Origin of the sequence: Novosphingobium aquimarinum, assembly GCF_009746585.1 — a bacterium.
Lineage (GTDB): Bacteria > Pseudomonadota > Alphaproteobacteria > Sphingomonadales > Sphingomonadaceae > Novosphingobium > Novosphingobium aquimarinum.
Genome location: NZ_WRPO01000002.1, coordinates 307,823 through 321,504 on the forward strand (window position 1 = coordinate 307,823; position 13,682 = coordinate 321,504).

Annotated in this window: 14 protein-coding genes; 8 read left to right on the forward strand and 6 right to left on the reverse strand. The window is 65.5% G+C overall.

The window, feature by feature from the left end; translation table 11 throughout:
• Window positions 1-91: 91 nt before the first annotated feature.
• From GQO94_RS03425 to GQO94_RS03445, 5 genes are all read left to right on the forward strand, one after another.
• On the forward strand, window positions 92-2,638 hold the full coding sequence (locus GQO94_RS03425) for a helicase-related protein (protein ID WP_156839738.1): 2,547 nt from the start codon (window positions 92-94) through the stop codon (window positions 2,636-2,638).
• Window positions 2,638-2,958 (forward strand): RNA-binding S4 domain-containing protein, encoded by a 321-nt coding sequence (locus GQO94_RS03430; protein WP_156839739.1) that lies wholly within the window; start codon window positions 2,638-2,640, stop codon window positions 2,956-2,958. The genes GQO94_RS03425 and GQO94_RS03430 overlap by 1 nt, the downstream gene beginning before the upstream one ends.
• Before the next feature lie 17 nt (window positions 2,959-2,975).
• A complete protein-coding gene (gene fdxA / locus GQO94_RS03435) occupies window positions 2,976-3,314 on the forward strand; it encodes a ferredoxin FdxA (RefSeq protein ID WP_156839740.1) in 339 nt (112 codons plus the stop codon).
• A gap of 336 nt (window positions 3,315-3,650) precedes the next feature.
• Entirely contained in the window at window positions 3,651-4,202 is a 552-nt protein-coding gene (locus tag GQO94_RS03440; RefSeq protein WP_156839741.1) for a CarD family transcriptional regulator, read from the forward strand.
• A gap of 111 nt (window positions 4,203-4,313) precedes the next feature.
• Entirely contained in the window at window positions 4,314-4,646 is a 333-nt protein-coding gene (locus GQO94_RS03445; protein WP_156839742.1) for a hypothetical protein, read from the forward strand.
• 3 nt (window positions 4,647-4,649) lie between these two features.
• Here the strand turns inward: GQO94_RS03445 and GQO94_RS03450 are convergent, their stop codons facing one another.
• A complete protein-coding gene (locus GQO94_RS03450; RefSeq protein ID WP_156839743.1) occupies window positions 4,650-5,609 on the reverse strand; it encodes an L-threonylcarbamoyladenylate synthase in 960 nt (319 codons plus the stop codon).
• Window positions 5,610-5,653: 44 nt separating this feature from the next.
• Here GQO94_RS03450 and GQO94_RS03455 point away from each other — a divergent pair, with 44 nt between their 5' ends.
• Window positions 5,654-6,511 carry a DUF815 domain-containing protein gene (locus tag GQO94_RS03455; protein WP_156839744.1) on the forward strand — a complete coding sequence of 286 codons (858 nt, stop codon included), beginning with the start codon at window positions 5,654-5,656 and terminating at the stop codon, window positions 6,509-6,511.
• Window positions 6,512-6,526: 15 nt separating this feature from the next.
• Here GQO94_RS03455 and GQO94_RS03460 read toward each other — a convergent pair whose 3' ends face one another.
• Window positions 6,527-8,008: a PQQ-dependent sugar dehydrogenase gene (locus GQO94_RS03460; RefSeq protein WP_156839745.1), complete on the reverse strand. Its 1,482-nt coding sequence runs from the start codon at window positions 8,006-8,008 to the stop codon at window positions 6,527-6,529.
• Window positions 8,009-8,069: 61 nt separating this feature from the next.
• Between GQO94_RS03460 and GQO94_RS03465 the strand changes: the two genes are divergently transcribed.
• The gene (locus GQO94_RS03465; RefSeq protein WP_156839746.1) at window positions 8,070-8,552 is read left to right on the forward strand and encodes a GAF domain-containing protein; all 483 of its coding nucleotides are present in this window, start codon (window positions 8,070-8,072) and stop codon (window positions 8,550-8,552) included.
• Between the two features lie 133 nt (window positions 8,553-8,685).
• Entirely contained in the window at window positions 8,686-9,402 is a 717-nt protein-coding gene (locus tag GQO94_RS03470) for a glycine zipper 2TM domain-containing protein (RefSeq protein WP_156839747.1), read from the forward strand.
• Window positions 9,403-9,421: 19 nt separating this feature from the next.
• Here the strand turns inward: GQO94_RS03470 and GQO94_RS03475 are convergent, their stop codons facing one another.
• From GQO94_RS03475 to mnmG, 4 genes are read right to left on the reverse strand one after another with little or no spacing between them, the layout of a single operon-like run.
• Complete coding sequence (locus GQO94_RS03475) at window positions 9,422-10,384, reverse strand: ParB/RepB/Spo0J family partition protein (RefSeq protein ID WP_156839748.1); 963 nt, start codon at window positions 10,382-10,384, stop codon at window positions 9,422-9,424.
• Window positions 10,381-11,157: a ParA family protein gene (locus tag GQO94_RS03480; protein WP_156839749.1), complete on the reverse strand. Its 777-nt coding sequence runs from the start codon at window positions 11,155-11,157 to the stop codon at window positions 10,381-10,383. Before GQO94_RS03480 ends, GQO94_RS03475 begins: the two co-directional genes overlap by 4 nt.
• Window positions 11,154-11,789, reverse strand: coding sequence for a 16S rRNA (guanine(527)-N(7))-methyltransferase RsmG (gene rsmG, locus GQO94_RS03485; RefSeq protein WP_156839750.1), 636 nt, complete (start codon window positions 11,787-11,789; stop codon window positions 11,154-11,156). Before rsmG ends, GQO94_RS03480 begins: the two co-directional genes overlap by 4 nt.
• Window positions 11,786-13,636, reverse strand: a complete 1,851-nt coding sequence (gene mnmG / locus GQO94_RS03490) for a tRNA uridine-5-carboxymethylaminomethyl(34) synthesis enzyme MnmG (protein WP_156839751.1) — start codon at window positions 13,634-13,636, stop codon at window positions 11,786-11,788. Before mnmG ends, rsmG begins: the two co-directional genes overlap by 4 nt.
• Between the last annotated feature and the right edge of the window lie 46 nt (window positions 13,637-13,682).

A 13,682-nucleotide genomic window follows, 5' to 3' on the forward strand; every position in this document is an offset into this window, starting at 1 on the left:
TAATCGTCACCTAATCCTGTGGAAGATAAGTCGCATAGTCGACGGGCCGACCCTTGCCCGCGATGGAAGGCGGTGCCACATTCCCCTAGCGATGGTCCACAAGCCACCAGCCCCTTCGCGTAACGGTCCCTCCGGCGGGGTCAGGGCGGTGCTTGGCCCAACGAACACCGGCAAAACCCACTTGGCGATCGAACGGCTCTGCGCACATTCGAGTGGCGCGATCGGCTTTCCGCTGCGGCTGCTGGCGCGCGAAGTCTATGACCGGGTTTGCGCCATCAAGGGGCCGAACAGCGTCGCGCTGATCACGGGCGAGGAACGGATCGAGCCGCGCGACGCGCGCTGGAAACTGTGCACCGTCGAAGCGATGCCGGTGGTCCAGGATAATCTCGCCTTCGTCGCGATCGATGAAGCGCAGTTGTCCGCCGATCGCGAGCGCGGGCATATCTTCACCGACCGGCTGCTCTACGCACGTGGCCGCGAAGAGACGATGATCCTCGGCTCCTCGACGCTGGAGCCGATGGTCCGCGCGCTGGTGCCGGGTGTCGAGGTCGAAACTCGCCCGCGCTTTTCGACGCTGCGCCATGCCGGCGCGCGCAAGCTGAGCCGGATCCCGCCGCGCAGCGCGATCGTCGCGTTTTCGTCCGAGCAGGTCTATTCCATTGCCGAAATGCTGCGGCGGTTTCGCGGCGGCGCGGCAGTGGTGATGGGCGCGCTCAGCCCGCAGACGCGCAACGCGCAAGTCGAGCTCTACCAGTCCGGCGAAGTCGATTATCTGGTCGCCACCGATGCGATCGGCATGGGTCTCAATCTCGATGTCGAGCATGTCGCTTTCGCGGGCCTCAGCAAGTTCGACGGGATGCGGCACCGGCGCCTGACGACGTCCGAGATGGCGCAGATCGCGGGGCGCGCCGGGCGCCACCAGAAGGACGGCACGTTCGGCACGCTGGCCGGCGATCGCGAGGGATCCGGGTTCGCGGACGAGGAAGTCTATGCGATCGAGGAGCACCGGTTTCCGCCGCTGACCAAGCTCTTCTGGCGCGAGCCCGAGCCGCGTTTCGACAGCCTTGCGACCCTGATCGCCGACCTCGAGACGCCGCCGCACGAACCACAACTGGTGCTCGCACCCGAGGCGATCGACCTCGCCGTGCTCAAACGGCTGGCCGAAGATCCCGCAATCGTGGACGAAGTACGCAATCCGGGGCTGGTCCGTCGCTTCTGGGAGGCCTGCTCGCTGCCAGATTTCCGTCAGCAAGGCGCCGATACGCATTCCCGGTTCGTCGCGCGGCTATGGCAGGATCTGCGCCAGGGCGAACTCGGTGCCGATTACGTGGCGCAGGCCATCGCGCAGCTCGACAACCTCAGCGGCGATATCGATACGTTGCAAGGCCGGATCGCCGCGATCCGGTCCTGGGCCTACATCGCGCAGCGTCCCGACTGGGTTCTCGCGCGCGATGAAATGGCGGCTCGCGCCCGCGCGGTCGAGGCACGCTTGTCCGATGCGCTGCACGCCAAGCTGACCGAGCGCTTCATCAATCGGCGCACCGCGATCCTGATGAAAAAGCTCGGGCCCGACGCGGGGCTGCTCTCGGTCCGGCTCGAGGACGAGGAAGTCCTGGTCGAAGGCGAGCACATCGGATCGCTGCGCGGGTTCGCGTTTCGCGTCGATCCCGGCGCGCGGCATTCGGACCGCAAGTTGCTGCTCGCGGCGGCGGAGCGGCACTTGCCGGCGCTGCTCGAACGGCGCGCGACGGCCTTGGCGGAAGAGATTTCCAGCACGCCCGAAGTCCTCGCGCTCAATGGCACGACGATCACCTGGGACAACGAGCCGCTCGCCCGGCTCGTCCCCGGCCGCGCCTTGCTGACGCCCAAGATCGATCCCGATCGCGCGCTCGACATGCTGACGGCGCCAACCAAAGCAAAGCTGATTGATGCACTCGAAACCTGGCTTGCCACGAAAATGGCTGCGCTCGAACCGCTGCGGCAGCTCGACGAAGCGGCGCGCAGCAGCGCCGGCGGACCCGAGCTGCGGGCGCTGCTGATCCGGCTCGTCGAAGCCGGCGGCGCGATGCCGCGTGAACAATCGGGCCTAGATCGGCTCGATAAGGCGCAACGCAAATTGCTGACGCGGCTGGGCGTGCGCGTCGGCGCGCTCGATGTCTTCGTGCCCGCGATGCTGCGCCCGGCCCCGATCGAGGCCTGGCGTCTGCTCGTTGCAGTGATCGGCCAGCCCTCGCGCGAGGGTCCGCCCGATGCCGCGATGCCGCCCGTGCTGGCATCCACTCGCAAGCAGCGCATGCCGGGGTACCGCAGTTTGGGCAAGCAGCTGATCCGGCTCGACATGGCGGAAAAACTGCTGCGCGAAGCGCACGACCGCCGGATCGCGGCGGGGCGGCGGCCCTTCGTCATCGATCCCAAGCGCGCGGTCTCGACCGGGCTGACGACGCCGAGTTACGCGCGCCTGCTCCAGCTCGGTGGATTTCGGGCGACGCTGCCCCGGCGCTTGGCCGACGGTGCGCACGGCCCGCCCGCCCCCGCGCGCTGGCGCTGGCGTCCGCCGCGCCGCGAAGCCCCCCGCGAAGCGACGCCCCAGGTCCGCGAGGACAGCGCTTTTGCCGCCCTTGCGGAACTCGTCCGCTAATGGCCGAGCGCGTTCCGGTTGCCGCGCTGCGAATCGACAAAGTCCTCTGGTTTCTGCGCCTGACCAAAACGCGCCCGCTGGCGCAGGAATTGGCGGAAACGGGCCATATCCGGCTCAACGGCCGCCGCATCGATCGCGCCTCCGCCAAGATCGCGACGGGCGATGTCCTGACGCTGCCCCTCGGCAACGCCGTGCAGGTCATCGAGATCGTCTCGCTGCCTTTGCGGCGCGGCCCGGCGCTGGAGGCACGCTCGTGTTACAGAGTGCTTGACGGATTGCGCTCGAATCCCATAGCAGCGGCCAATCAAAACGTGGCCTGATAAGGAAAGAAGCAGCCATGACTTATGTCGTCACCGACGCGTGCATCCGCTGCAAGTACATGGATTGCGTCGAAGTCTGCCCGGTGGACTGCTTCTACGAAGGCGAGAACATGCTCGTCATCAACCCCAGCGAATGCATCGACTGCGGCGTCTGCGAACCGGAATGCCCGGCCGAGGCGATCCTGCCCGATACCGAGAACGGTCTTGAGCAGTGGCTGGAACTCAACACCAAGTTTTCGGCCGAATGGCCGAACATCACCACCAAGAAGGATTCGCCGCCCGACGCCGACGAATTCAAGGGCGAAGACGGCAAGTTCGAGAAGTTCTTCTCGCCCGAGCCCGGCGAAGGCGACTGATCCTTCGCCGCATGCCGGAGGCGGTCGCCTGTCTTGACGGGTGACTGTGTTTTACGAGCGCCGCTCTGGATGGGCGCCAACGCATGACGTGTCCCATTCCGGCAAACTGCCTGGCAGCGCGCTTCTGCCTGCGCTTGCCTCTGGAAATTTCGTTGCATTGATGCTATATATGCAACTCACTGCCGGGGTGTTCTGCCCGGGAGGCAGAAATTTCATTGAGAGGCAGGTTTCGGAAACGCACGGTTGGAACAGATCTCTGACCGGTGGCTTCGGCGTGGAAGCGCCGTAGGTCGGACCCACCACTTCGTTCCCGGCTTGCAGTTGAAAGGACGATACATGGCAACCAAAGCCAACGCCTTCGATGTTGGAGATTACGTTGTTTACCCGAAGCACGGTGTCGGGCGGGTCATCGAGCTTCAGAAGCAAGAAATTGCCGGCATGCAGCTGGAACTCTACGTCCTGCGCTTCGAAAAAGAGCGGATGACGCTGCGGGTTCCGGTGAACAAGGTCGAATCGATCGGCATGCGCAAGCTGTCTTCGGACAAGACCCTTCGCGAAGCGCTCGACACGCTAACGCTCAAGCCCAAGGTGAAGCGCACCATGTGGTCGCGCCGCGCCCAGGAATACGAAGCCAAGATCAACTCCGGCGATCTCGTCTCGATTGCGGAAGTCACGCGCGACTTGTTCCGTGCCGACGATCAGCCCGAGCAGAGCTATTCCGAGCGGCAGATCTTCGAGGCCGCCTCCTCGCGCCTCGCTCGCGAACTCGCGGCGATGGAAAAGACCGACGAGCCGACCGCGCTCAAGAAGATCCTCGCGATCCTCAACGAGCATGCGCCGAAGTATTACGACAGCCCCGAAAGCGCGGAAACCACCGAAACCGCCTAAGCTTTGCGGGAACAAACACGAAAAGGCCGCCGTCCGCGAGGATTGGCGGCCTTTTTCGTATTCTGCCAATGCCTTGTTGTCGGCAGCAATGGCCGGTGGCAAGTTGCCGGCATGACCATTCGTCCAGCCGCCGCCCTCGCCCTCCTCCTGCTGACACCGACCTTGGGCGGTTGCCTGGCGAAGACCGCGCTCGATGTCGCGACCGCCCCGGTGCGCGTTGCCGGCAAAGCCGTCGACCTTGCCACCACCAGCCAATCGGAAGCGGACGAAAAGCGCGGGCGCGAAATGCGCCGGCGGGAGGAACGACTGGGTCAATTGCAGCGCAGCTACGACAAGAACATGCGACGCTGCGACGATGGCGACCGGGGTGCCTGCTACAAGGCGCGCAACGACTACGCCGAAATGCAGGACATCAGGCCGACCGTTCCTTACGAACCGCGCTGACGGTCAGGACGCGGCGCGGCGCAATCGGTCGTTGATGGCGATGCCCATGCCGGCTTCGGGAACCGGGGCCACCGCAATCCGCCTGCGCGAAGAGGCATCGGCATCGTGCAGCAGCGCATAGAGCCGCGCCGCAGCTTCTGCGGTATCGCCCGAGGCCGACAAGCTGGCATCGCCCGCCACGGCCCCGAAGCCGATATGGAACTCGTCGGCTTGCGCTTCGACGACCCCGAGCCGGACAGGCTTTGCCGGCGCGTAGTGGCTGGCCAGCTGCCCCGGCGCTTCGATCGAGTCTGAGCGTTCCGCCAGCGCCGGTTCCCCCAGCACATCGGCGATTGCCTCGGCCGAAACCGGGCCGGGCCGCAGCACCTGCCAGCCGCCGGCCTTGCGCAAGGCGACGATCGTCGATTCGATTCCCGCAGGGCACGCCCCGCCATCCAGGATCATCCCGGCCGCCTCCCCCAGGGATTCCAGCACGTGTTCGGCCCGGCTCGGGCTGATCGCGCCGCTGCGATTGGCGGAGGGCGCCGCCAGCGGAAGCGCCGTCTCGGCCAGCACGGCGCGCATGATCGGATGCGCGGGGCAGCGCAGCGCCACGGTCGCAAGGCCCGCGGTCACTGCCGGAGCAAGTCCGGCCTCGGCGCGCAGCGGCAGGACCAGCGTCAGCGCGCCGGGCCAGAATTGCTGCGCCAGCCGCATTGCGCGATCGTCGAATTCGGCCAGCCTCGCGGCATGCTCGATGTCGGCCACATGGACGATCAAGGGATTGAACGAGGGCCGCCCTTTCGCGCGGTAGATCCCGGCCACCGCGTCTGTGGAATCGGCCCGCGCCGCGAGGCCGTAGACCGTCTCGGTCGGGAGCGCGACCAGCCCTCCGGCTCGCAAGCGCTCCGCCGCAGCAGCCACGGACTCGGAATCCGCCGGTCGGATGAGGGGCTCGCGGTTCGCTCGACTGGCCTCGGACATGCGCCGCCGCTATAGCCCGCCGCGTCAAAAGCCAAGGAAAAGCCATGGATCGAGCTGCAGCGTCGGATAGGCCCAACCACGATCAGGGTGATCCGCTCGCGCGTATCGCGGCAGCGCTGGAGCGTCTGGCCCCGGCATTCGGCGCGGAAGCGGACTGGCTTGCCTATCCCGCTTACGTCTGGTCGCAAAACCGCGTGCGCGGCATCGCCAATCTTGACGCCCCGCCCCTGCCCTTGTTGCGCGGCATCGATTCGCAAAAGGAGCGCGTCGTCGGCAACGTCGCGCGTCTTGCCGCCGGACATGCCGCGCATGATATGCTGTTGTGGGGCTCGCGCGGCATGGGCAAGTCGGCCTTGCTGCGCGCCGCGGTCCGCGCGGCACAGGATCGCGATCCCGCGTCGCTGGCGCTCGTCCAGGTCGCACAGGATGCCTTGCCGCAAGTCGCCGACCTGTTTGCCACGCTGGGTACGATCGAGCGGCGCTTCCTCGTCTTCGTCGACGATCTCGGCTTCGAGGAGAACGATGGCTCGGGCCCACGACTGCTGCGATCCTGGCTCGAAGGCGGAGTCGAAGCGCGCCCCGACAATGTCCGCCTTGCGGTAACGTCGAACCGTCGCGCCATTGTCGCCCGCACGATGGCGGAGCAGGACGATCCGATCAATCCACGCGATGCCGTCGACGATCGGCTCGCGCTGGCCGACCGCTTCGGCCTCTCGATCGGCTTCCACAACTGCAACCAGGACGATTATCTCGCGATCATCGCCGGTTATGCCGAAGACTATGGCCTTTCCTGGGAAGAAGCCGACGCGCTCGAGTGGTCTAAACGACGCGGCGCCCGTTCGGGCCGAGTCGCCTGGCAATATGTCGTCGAGCTCGCCGGCCGCGCCGGGAAGCCGCTCTGATCTCAAAGGCGCGGGTCAGGGCTCGTCGCGATTGAGCACCCGGTCGGCCCCGCCGCTGAAATCGGCTTCGAAGCTGCGCTGCTGCGTCGGATCCTGAAGCCCTTCGAGCGGTTTGAGGCTTTCCGTGTCGACCGGCTTGGGCGCGGCCGAAGGCGCCGCTCCCGGCGCTTCGACGCGCCAGATCACGCCCGAGGTATCGTCACTCACCAGCAGCGCGCCGGTCTTGTCCCACGCCAGCCAGGTCGGCCGGCCGTGCGTATCGCCCGATTTCATCAGGAAACCCGACAGCACGGAAACCGGCTTGCCTTGCGGGTTGCCGTTGCCGTCGAACGGCACGAACACCACGTCGTATCCCACCGGCGGCTTGCGATTCCACGACCCGTGCCGCGCGATGAAAGCACCATTGGCGAAGCTTTGGCCCAGCCGATTGCCCTCGCCCGCAAACAGCAGTCCCAGCGCACTGGCATGGGCGCCCAGCGCGTATTCGGGCTTGCGGGTATATTCGAGCATGTAGGTTTCCATCGGCCATTCGACACGCTCGTCGAAATGGTCCTTCCAATAGACCCAGGGCCAGCCGTACTGCGCGCCCACCGGCACATTGGTCAGATAGTCGGGCACCAGATCAGGCCCGAGCATGTCGCGCTCCTGCACGGTCGCCCACATCTCCCCGGTCGAGGGATTCCAGGCGAGGCCGTTGGGATTGCGCATGCCCGCGGCGTAGGGACGGCGGCGGCCGGTGTCGGTATCGATTTCCCAGATTGCCGCGCGGCCTTGTTCGGCCTCCATGCCGTTATCGGCGATGTTGGTCGCGGAGCCGACGGCGACATAGAGCTGCTTGCCGTCTTCGCTCAGCAGCAAGTTGCGCATCCAGTGATTGCCGCCCGCGGGCAAGTCCATCCGCTTCTTCGGCTTGCCGGTAAGGCTGGTGGCGCCGGGCTCGAACGCGAATTCCAGCACCGCATCGTGATTGGCGACGTAGAGCTTGCCGTCGCGATAGGCCATTCCTGAGGGCGAGCGCATGTCGGCGGTGCGAAAATCGAAGCGCTGTTCCGCTGTTCCGTCACCATCGGCATCGCGCAGCAGCACGAGCGTGTTGGGGGATGGCCCGGCCGCACCGACCTGGCCCATCAACAGCTTCATGACCATGCCTTCGATGCCGCCGCCATCGCGCGGCGGCGAATTGGTTTCGGCCACCAGCACGTCGCCATTGGGGAGCGTCAGCATAGTGCGGGGATGATCGAGCCCCTGCGCGAACCGGGAGACCGCAAGGCCCTTGGCCGCGATCGGCTTTTCCCCGTCCTTCCAGCCGATCGGTTCGGCGAGGCTGACACTGGGGATCCAGCGCGGTTCCGGCTCGACCAGCACCGGATCGAGCCCAACCGTATCCGAAAGCGGCCGATCCGAGGGATTTCCTCGCAGGACATAAAACACGAAACCGCCGATGAGGACGGCCAGGACGAGCAGGACAATGAGCGTGTTACGCAGGATCGGTCGCATGGTGTCGAAATAGGCTCCCCGCCCACTTGCGGCAAGCGCGCAGCGAGCTAGGGCTGATTCGATGTACGACTTTAGCCCCGACCCCGACCGGCCGAAGACCGAGATCTACGCCGAACTGGCAAGCGCCGCCGCGGCAATCGTCGACGGCGAGCGGGACGGCGTCGCCAATATGGCCAATCTGGCGGCCCTGATCTGGCAATTCGTGCCTTCGCTGAACTGGGCGGGCTTCTATCGCGTGATCGAAAACGAGCTCGTGCTGGGCCCCTTCATCGGCAAGCCCGCCTGCATCCGCATTCCGCTCGGCCAAGGCGTCTGCGGGGCGGCCGCCGCCGAAGGGACAACCCAATGCGTGGAAGACGTTCATGCTTTCCCCGGCCATATCGCTTGCGATGCCGCGAGCCGCTCCGAGCTCGTGGTGCCCGTCCTGTCCGACGGGAAGGTGATCGCGGTGATCGATCTCGACAGTCCGGATCTCGCCCGCTTCGACGACGACGATGTTAGCGGCATCGAAGCGCTCGCGCGGATCGCCAGCGCGGCGCTCTGAGGCCGCGTTGCTTGCGCTTGCACCAAAACAGGACAGGCCCTGTCTGTACGCTTGGTTAGCTAACGCGGCTAATGCTAGGTTTCGCGACGATGCCGGGATGAACCCGGCCCCCTATCGCGAAAGGAATCCGCCGATGCGTATCCGCAAATCTGTCCGGGTCGCGCTTGCGCTCGGTCCCGTAGCCGCGCTGTTCGCCGCCCAGCCCGTCATGGCTCACGAAACCGGTTATGACCGCGCGCCTCCGCCGGGCTGGTACGGTGCCGGCATGGATCCGCGTGACGCATGGCTCGCCGATTGTCGCGAGCGGGTGTCGCGGCGCGACGACGGCGTCGGCGGCGCGTTGATTGGCGGCGTGGTCGGCGGCATTGCCGGCAACCGCATCGCGGGCCGTGGCAATCGCACGGCCGGAACGGTGGCGGGTGCCGCCGTCGGTGCCGTCGCCGGGGCGGTGATCGATCGCGCCGAGGACGATCGGCCGCGCGACGAGTGCGAAGCCTATCTCGACAATTACTATGCCAACTATCGCCAGTCCGGTTACGGCTATCAGGGTGGTGGATACGCCGGGTATGGCTATCCGGGTTATGCCCAGGGTGGCTATGCCCAAGGCGGCTATGGCGGCTACGGCGGCTACGGTTACCCGGGTTACGGATACGGCTATGCCGGCGGCGGTTGCTGTGGCGGCGCGCCGATGATGATGGTGCCGATTCAGCGCGCCGAACCGGAATGCACTGAGACTGTCGAATACGTCTACGAGGACGTTCCGGCACCCGCGCCGCGGCCGCGCTACGTTCCCCAGAAGCGCCAGAAGGTCGTTCCCGACAAGCGCGTCAAGATCGTTCCCACCAAGTAGCAACCGGCAGGCCGGCGGCTCAGATCGATCCGCCGGTCAACCGCTGGCAGATCAGATCGAGCTGATCGAGCGTGGTGTAACGGATCGTCACGGCGCCGGAGCGAGGATCGGCATCGGCATCGATCCGCACCGGCAAGCCGAGGAACTCCTCGAGGTGGCCCTGCACGGCCGCGATATCGGCATCGTCCTCGCTGTTGCGCGCTTCGCGAGCGCGACGTTGCACCGTTTCGCCCCGCGTCTTGCGGCGCACCAACTTCTCGACATCGCGCACCGACATCTGCTTGGCGATCGCATCTTCGGCGATGTCCTCGGCATCGTCGACGCCGATCAGAGCGCGGGCATGGCCCATCGAAAGATCGCCGCGCTCGACATGGTTGATCACGCTTTCGGGCAAAACCAGCAGGCGCTGCAAATTGGCGACATGGCTGCGGCTCTTGTCGACCATCTTGGCAATTTCGGCCTGCGTCAGCCCTTCGCTTTCGGCCAGGCGTTGATAGGCCCGCGCTTCCTCGATCGGATTGAGATCCTCGCGTTGCAGGTTCTCGATCAGCGCGAGCGCCATGACATCGCGCTCGCTGAGGCTGCGCACGATCGCCGGGATCTCGTGGAGCTGAGCCCGCTGCGCAGCGCGCCAGCGGCGTTCGCCCGCGACGATCTGGAAGCGACCATTGTCGATCGGGCGCACGACGATCGGCTGAATCACGCCGCGTTGCCCGATCGAACCGGCCAGCTCATCAAGCGCCTCTTCATCGAAGTGACGCCGGGGCTGATCGGGATGTGGCGAGATCTGCGCGATGGCGATCGTCATCAGCCCCTCACCGCTTCGCCCGCCGCGGTTTTCCGAGGCAGAAGATCCGACGGGCTCTTCCCTGCGCGTTTCTCCGAGCAAAGCCCCCAGCCCGCGACCCAGTCCGCGCGGCTTCGCCGCTTTGGGCTCTTGCGGCGGAGGGACCGAAATGCGGGTGACCGGCTCTTCGCTCATGCCGCCTTTCTCCGTTCGGGCAGCCGCCCGATCAGTTCGCGCGCCAGTGCCATGTAGGCCCGACTCCCCGCGCAGGCATGATCGTAGATCAGCGCCGGCAAGCCATGACTCGGCGCTTCGGACAGCCGGACGTTGCGCGGTATCGTCGCTTCGAAGACAAGTTTGCCCAGGCACGACCGCACGTCTTCGGAAACCTGATCGGTCAGACGATTGCGGCGATCGAACATGGTCAGCGCGATGCCGATGATGCCGAGATCGGGATTGAAGCGTTGCTGCACCCTGTCGACCGTTTGCAGGAGCTGGCTCAGCCCTTCGAGAGCAAAGAATTCGCACTGCAGCGGCACCAACAGTGTATCCGCCGCCGTCAACGCATTAAGCGTGAGCAGACCGAGCGATGGCGGGCAATCGATGAAGCAGATGTCGTAAGCAGTCGGCACCGACAGCGCTTGCTTGAGCCGATACGCGCGATCGTCGGCACTGACGAGTTCGACTTCCGCGCCGGAGAGATCCTGAGTCGCGGGCAGGATATCGAGATTTGGAATATTGGTCGGCAACACGCACTCTGCGAGTGGAGCTTGATCGACCACGACATCGTAAGACGAACGATCGCGGGCCTCGCTATCAATACCGATGCCGGTCGAGGCATTCCCTTGCGGATCGAGGTCGATCAGCAGAGTCCGCCAGCCGGTCGCGGCCAGCGCGGTACCGACATTGATCGCAGATGTCGTCTTGCCGACCCCGCCCTTCTGATTGGCAATTGCTACGGTAATCACGCGCGTGCCACCTTTTTTCCCGCCAATGTGCCAACGATGATGCCTGCGTCCGGATCAGTGAGCGATTGTTCCACGTGGAACGTATGTCGCCATCCGCGAAGGTCATCTAATTCTTGCGCCGCCGACCGGCCCTTGGGCAACAGCCAGATCGTTTCGATTGTGGAGAACCGTGCGGATATGTCGAGTAATTTCGGCAGAGGCGCAAATGCGCGGGCCGAAATGACTCCCGCCGTAAAGCCCTCGGCAGCTTCGAGGCGGCTGCCGATGACGGTGATGTTATCGAGGCCGAGCCGCACCGAGGCTCGCTCTAGCCACTCGATTCGACGCCGGCGTGATTCGACCAGCCTCACGTCGCACTCGGGACGCAGGATCGCGGCCACCAGGCCGGGGAACCCGGCACCGCTACCGAGGTCGAGCCAAGGTCCCGTTCCACGTGGAACATGATGCAGGAGTTGTGCGCTATCTAGAAAATGCCGCGACCAGATCTGATCGAGCGAACTCGCCGCGATCAGATTTTGCGCCCGGTTCTCGTCCCGCACTGCCTCGGCAAACTGTACGAGCCGCGCCCGGGCCTTGTCATCGAACTCGGGTATTTGCTGCAACGCAGCAAGCGTGTCCGCATCGCACTTCATGCGGCGGTGCGGCGAGCATGGACTAGCAAGGCCGCCAAGGCCGCCGGGGTAATGCCGGGTACACGCGACGCCGCCGCCAGGTTCGCGGGCCGAGACGCCACCAGGCGCTCCACCATTTCCCGCGACAAACCCGGCACCGCTTCATAGGCAAAATCGTCCGAAAGACCGAGCGCTTCGCTCGCGCGCAAGTCGCGCAATTCGCGTTCCTGGCGTTCCAGATACGGCGCATAAGCTGCGTCCTCCGCGAGTTCCTCGACCACCGGCCCGTCTTCCAGGTGCGCATCTGCACCAAGCCAGGGTTCCAGACTGGCAAGATCCACCCCGCCAAACCGCAGCCATTCGTTCAGGGGCAGCACTCCGGTATCGGCTCGCACATCGAGCCCCCGGCCATGAAGTTCGGCAGACGAGACGGTCTTTTCCAGGCGACGCGACCAGAATGCCCGGCGCTCGCGTCGTTGCTCGAACCATTGCAAGCGCTCGGTCCCGACGGCCCCAACAGCAGCCGCGACCGGTGTCAGCCGCGTCGTCGCATTGTTGGCGCGGAGGCGAAGGCGGTATTCGGCGCGCGCGGTCAGCATGCGATATGGCTCGGTAACGCCGTGGAGCAGCAGATCGTCGACCATGACCGCGAGGTAACTATTGGCCCGTTCGATCGCGGGCTTGTCGCGCCCCAGCACGGCTGCAGCGGCGTGCATGCCCGCCACCAAGCCTTGCGCCGCGGCTTCCTCGTACCCGGTGGTTCCGTTGATTTGTCCTGCGCAATAGAGCCCGGGAATTGCTCTGAGTTCGAGACTGGGCCGCAAGGCGCGCGGATCGATGTGATCGTATTCGACCGCGTAACCCGGCACGACCATATCGACCTGTTTCAGTCCCGGCATCGTGCGCAGCATGGCAAGCTGCACATCGGCGGGTAGCGAAGTGCTGATCCCGTTCGGATACACGAGATGAGTATCCAGTCCCTCAGGTTCGAGAAACACCTGGTGCCCGTCGCGATCGGCGAAGCGATGGATCTTGTCTTCGATGGAAGGGCAATAGCGCGGACCGGCAGCGCCGATCGCTCCGGAGAACAGCGGCGAGCGATGCAGGTTCGCCCGGATCACGTCGTGGCTCTGGGTGTTGGTCCGAGTGATCGCGCAGAACACCTGAGGCACGTCGCGCCGTCGACTCATAGGCGACATCGTCCACAATTCCCGGTCGCTCGGCTGCTCGTCGAGCATCGCCCAGTCGATCGTCCGGCCATCGAGCCTTGGGGGCGTGCCGGTCTTGAGCCGCGCCATCGGCAGTCCCGCGCCGCGCATCTGCTCTGCGAGACGTTGGGCCGATGCTTCGCCGATCCGGCCTCCGGTGAGCCGTTCCTCGCCGCGAAACAGCGTGCCGCCCAGAAACGTGCCGGTGCACAAGATCACGGTTTCGCCAGTGATCCGCGTCGCATCCGCGAGGACGACGCCGCGCGCCCGATCGCCTTCAAGGATCAATTCCGCTGCTTCGCCCTCGACGATCGTAAGATCGCCTTGCCGTGGCAGGAGGGTCTGCACCGCTCGCTTGAACAGGCGCCGGTCCGCCTGGACTCGTGGCCCCTGCACCGCGCTGCCCTTCGATCGGTTGAGCATGCGATAGTGGATCGCCGCGGCGTCTGCCGCACGTGCGATGATCCCGTCGAAAGCGTCGACTTCGCGAACCAAGTGCCCTTTGCCCAAGCCACCGATCGCGGGGTTGCAGCTCATCGCACCGATCGTCTCCCGGCTGAAAGAAACAAGCGCGACGCGCGTGCCTATGCGCGCGGCCACGGCTGCGGCTTCGACGCCGGCATGACCGCCGCCTATGACGATGACATCGAAACGGGACATGGCGCGCGCTTTACATCAAATCGCCTCGGCCGGTCAAAAGCCAAGG

Bases quoted from the DNA above. Each gene is read 5' to 3' on its own strand.
- GQO94_RS03430 (WP_156839739.1), top strand. From the start codon at position 2,638: ATGGCCGAGCGCGTTCCGGTTGCCGCGCTGCGAATCGACAAAGTCCTC.
- mnmG (WP_156839751.1), bottom strand. From the start codon at position 13,636: ATGTCCCGTTTCGATGTCATCGTCATAGGCGGCGGTCATGCCGGCGTC.
- GQO94_RS03470 (WP_156839747.1), top strand. From the start codon at position 8,686: ATGCGTATCCGCAAATCTGTCCGGGTCGCGCTTGCGCTCGGTCCCGTA.
- GQO94_RS03475 (WP_156839748.1), bottom strand. From the start codon at position 10,384: ATGAGCGAAGAGCCGGTCACCCGCATTTCGGTCCCTCCGCCGCAAGAG.
- GQO94_RS03425 (WP_156839738.1), top strand. From the start codon at position 92: ATGGTCCACAAGCCACCAGCCCCTTCGCGTAACGGTCCCTCCGGCGGG.
- fdxA (WP_156839740.1), top strand. From the start codon at position 2,976: ATGACTTATGTCGTCACCGACGCGTGCATCCGCTGCAAGTACATGGAT.
- GQO94_RS03465 (WP_156839746.1), top strand. From the start codon at position 8,070: ATGTACGACTTTAGCCCCGACCCCGACCGGCCGAAGACCGAGATCTAC.
- rsmG (WP_156839750.1), bottom strand. From the start codon at position 11,789: ATGAAGTGCGATGCGGACACGCTTGCTGCGTTGCAGCAAATACCCGAG.
- GQO94_RS03445 (WP_156839742.1), top strand. From the start codon at position 4,314: ATGACCATTCGTCCAGCCGCCGCCCTCGCCCTCCTCCTGCTGACACCG.
- GQO94_RS03455 (WP_156839744.1), top strand. From the start codon at position 5,654: ATGGATCGAGCTGCAGCGTCGGATAGGCCCAACCACGATCAGGGTGAT.
- GQO94_RS03440 (WP_156839741.1), top strand. From the start codon at position 3,651: ATGGCAACCAAAGCCAACGCCTTCGATGTTGGAGATTACGTTGTTTAC.
- GQO94_RS03460 (WP_156839745.1), bottom strand. From the start codon at position 8,008: ATGCGACCGATCCTGCGTAACACGCTCATTGTCCTGCTCGTCCTGGCC.
- GQO94_RS03450 (WP_156839743.1), bottom strand. From the start codon at position 5,609: ATGTCCGAGGCCAGTCGAGCGAACCGCGAGCCCCTCATCCGACCGGCG.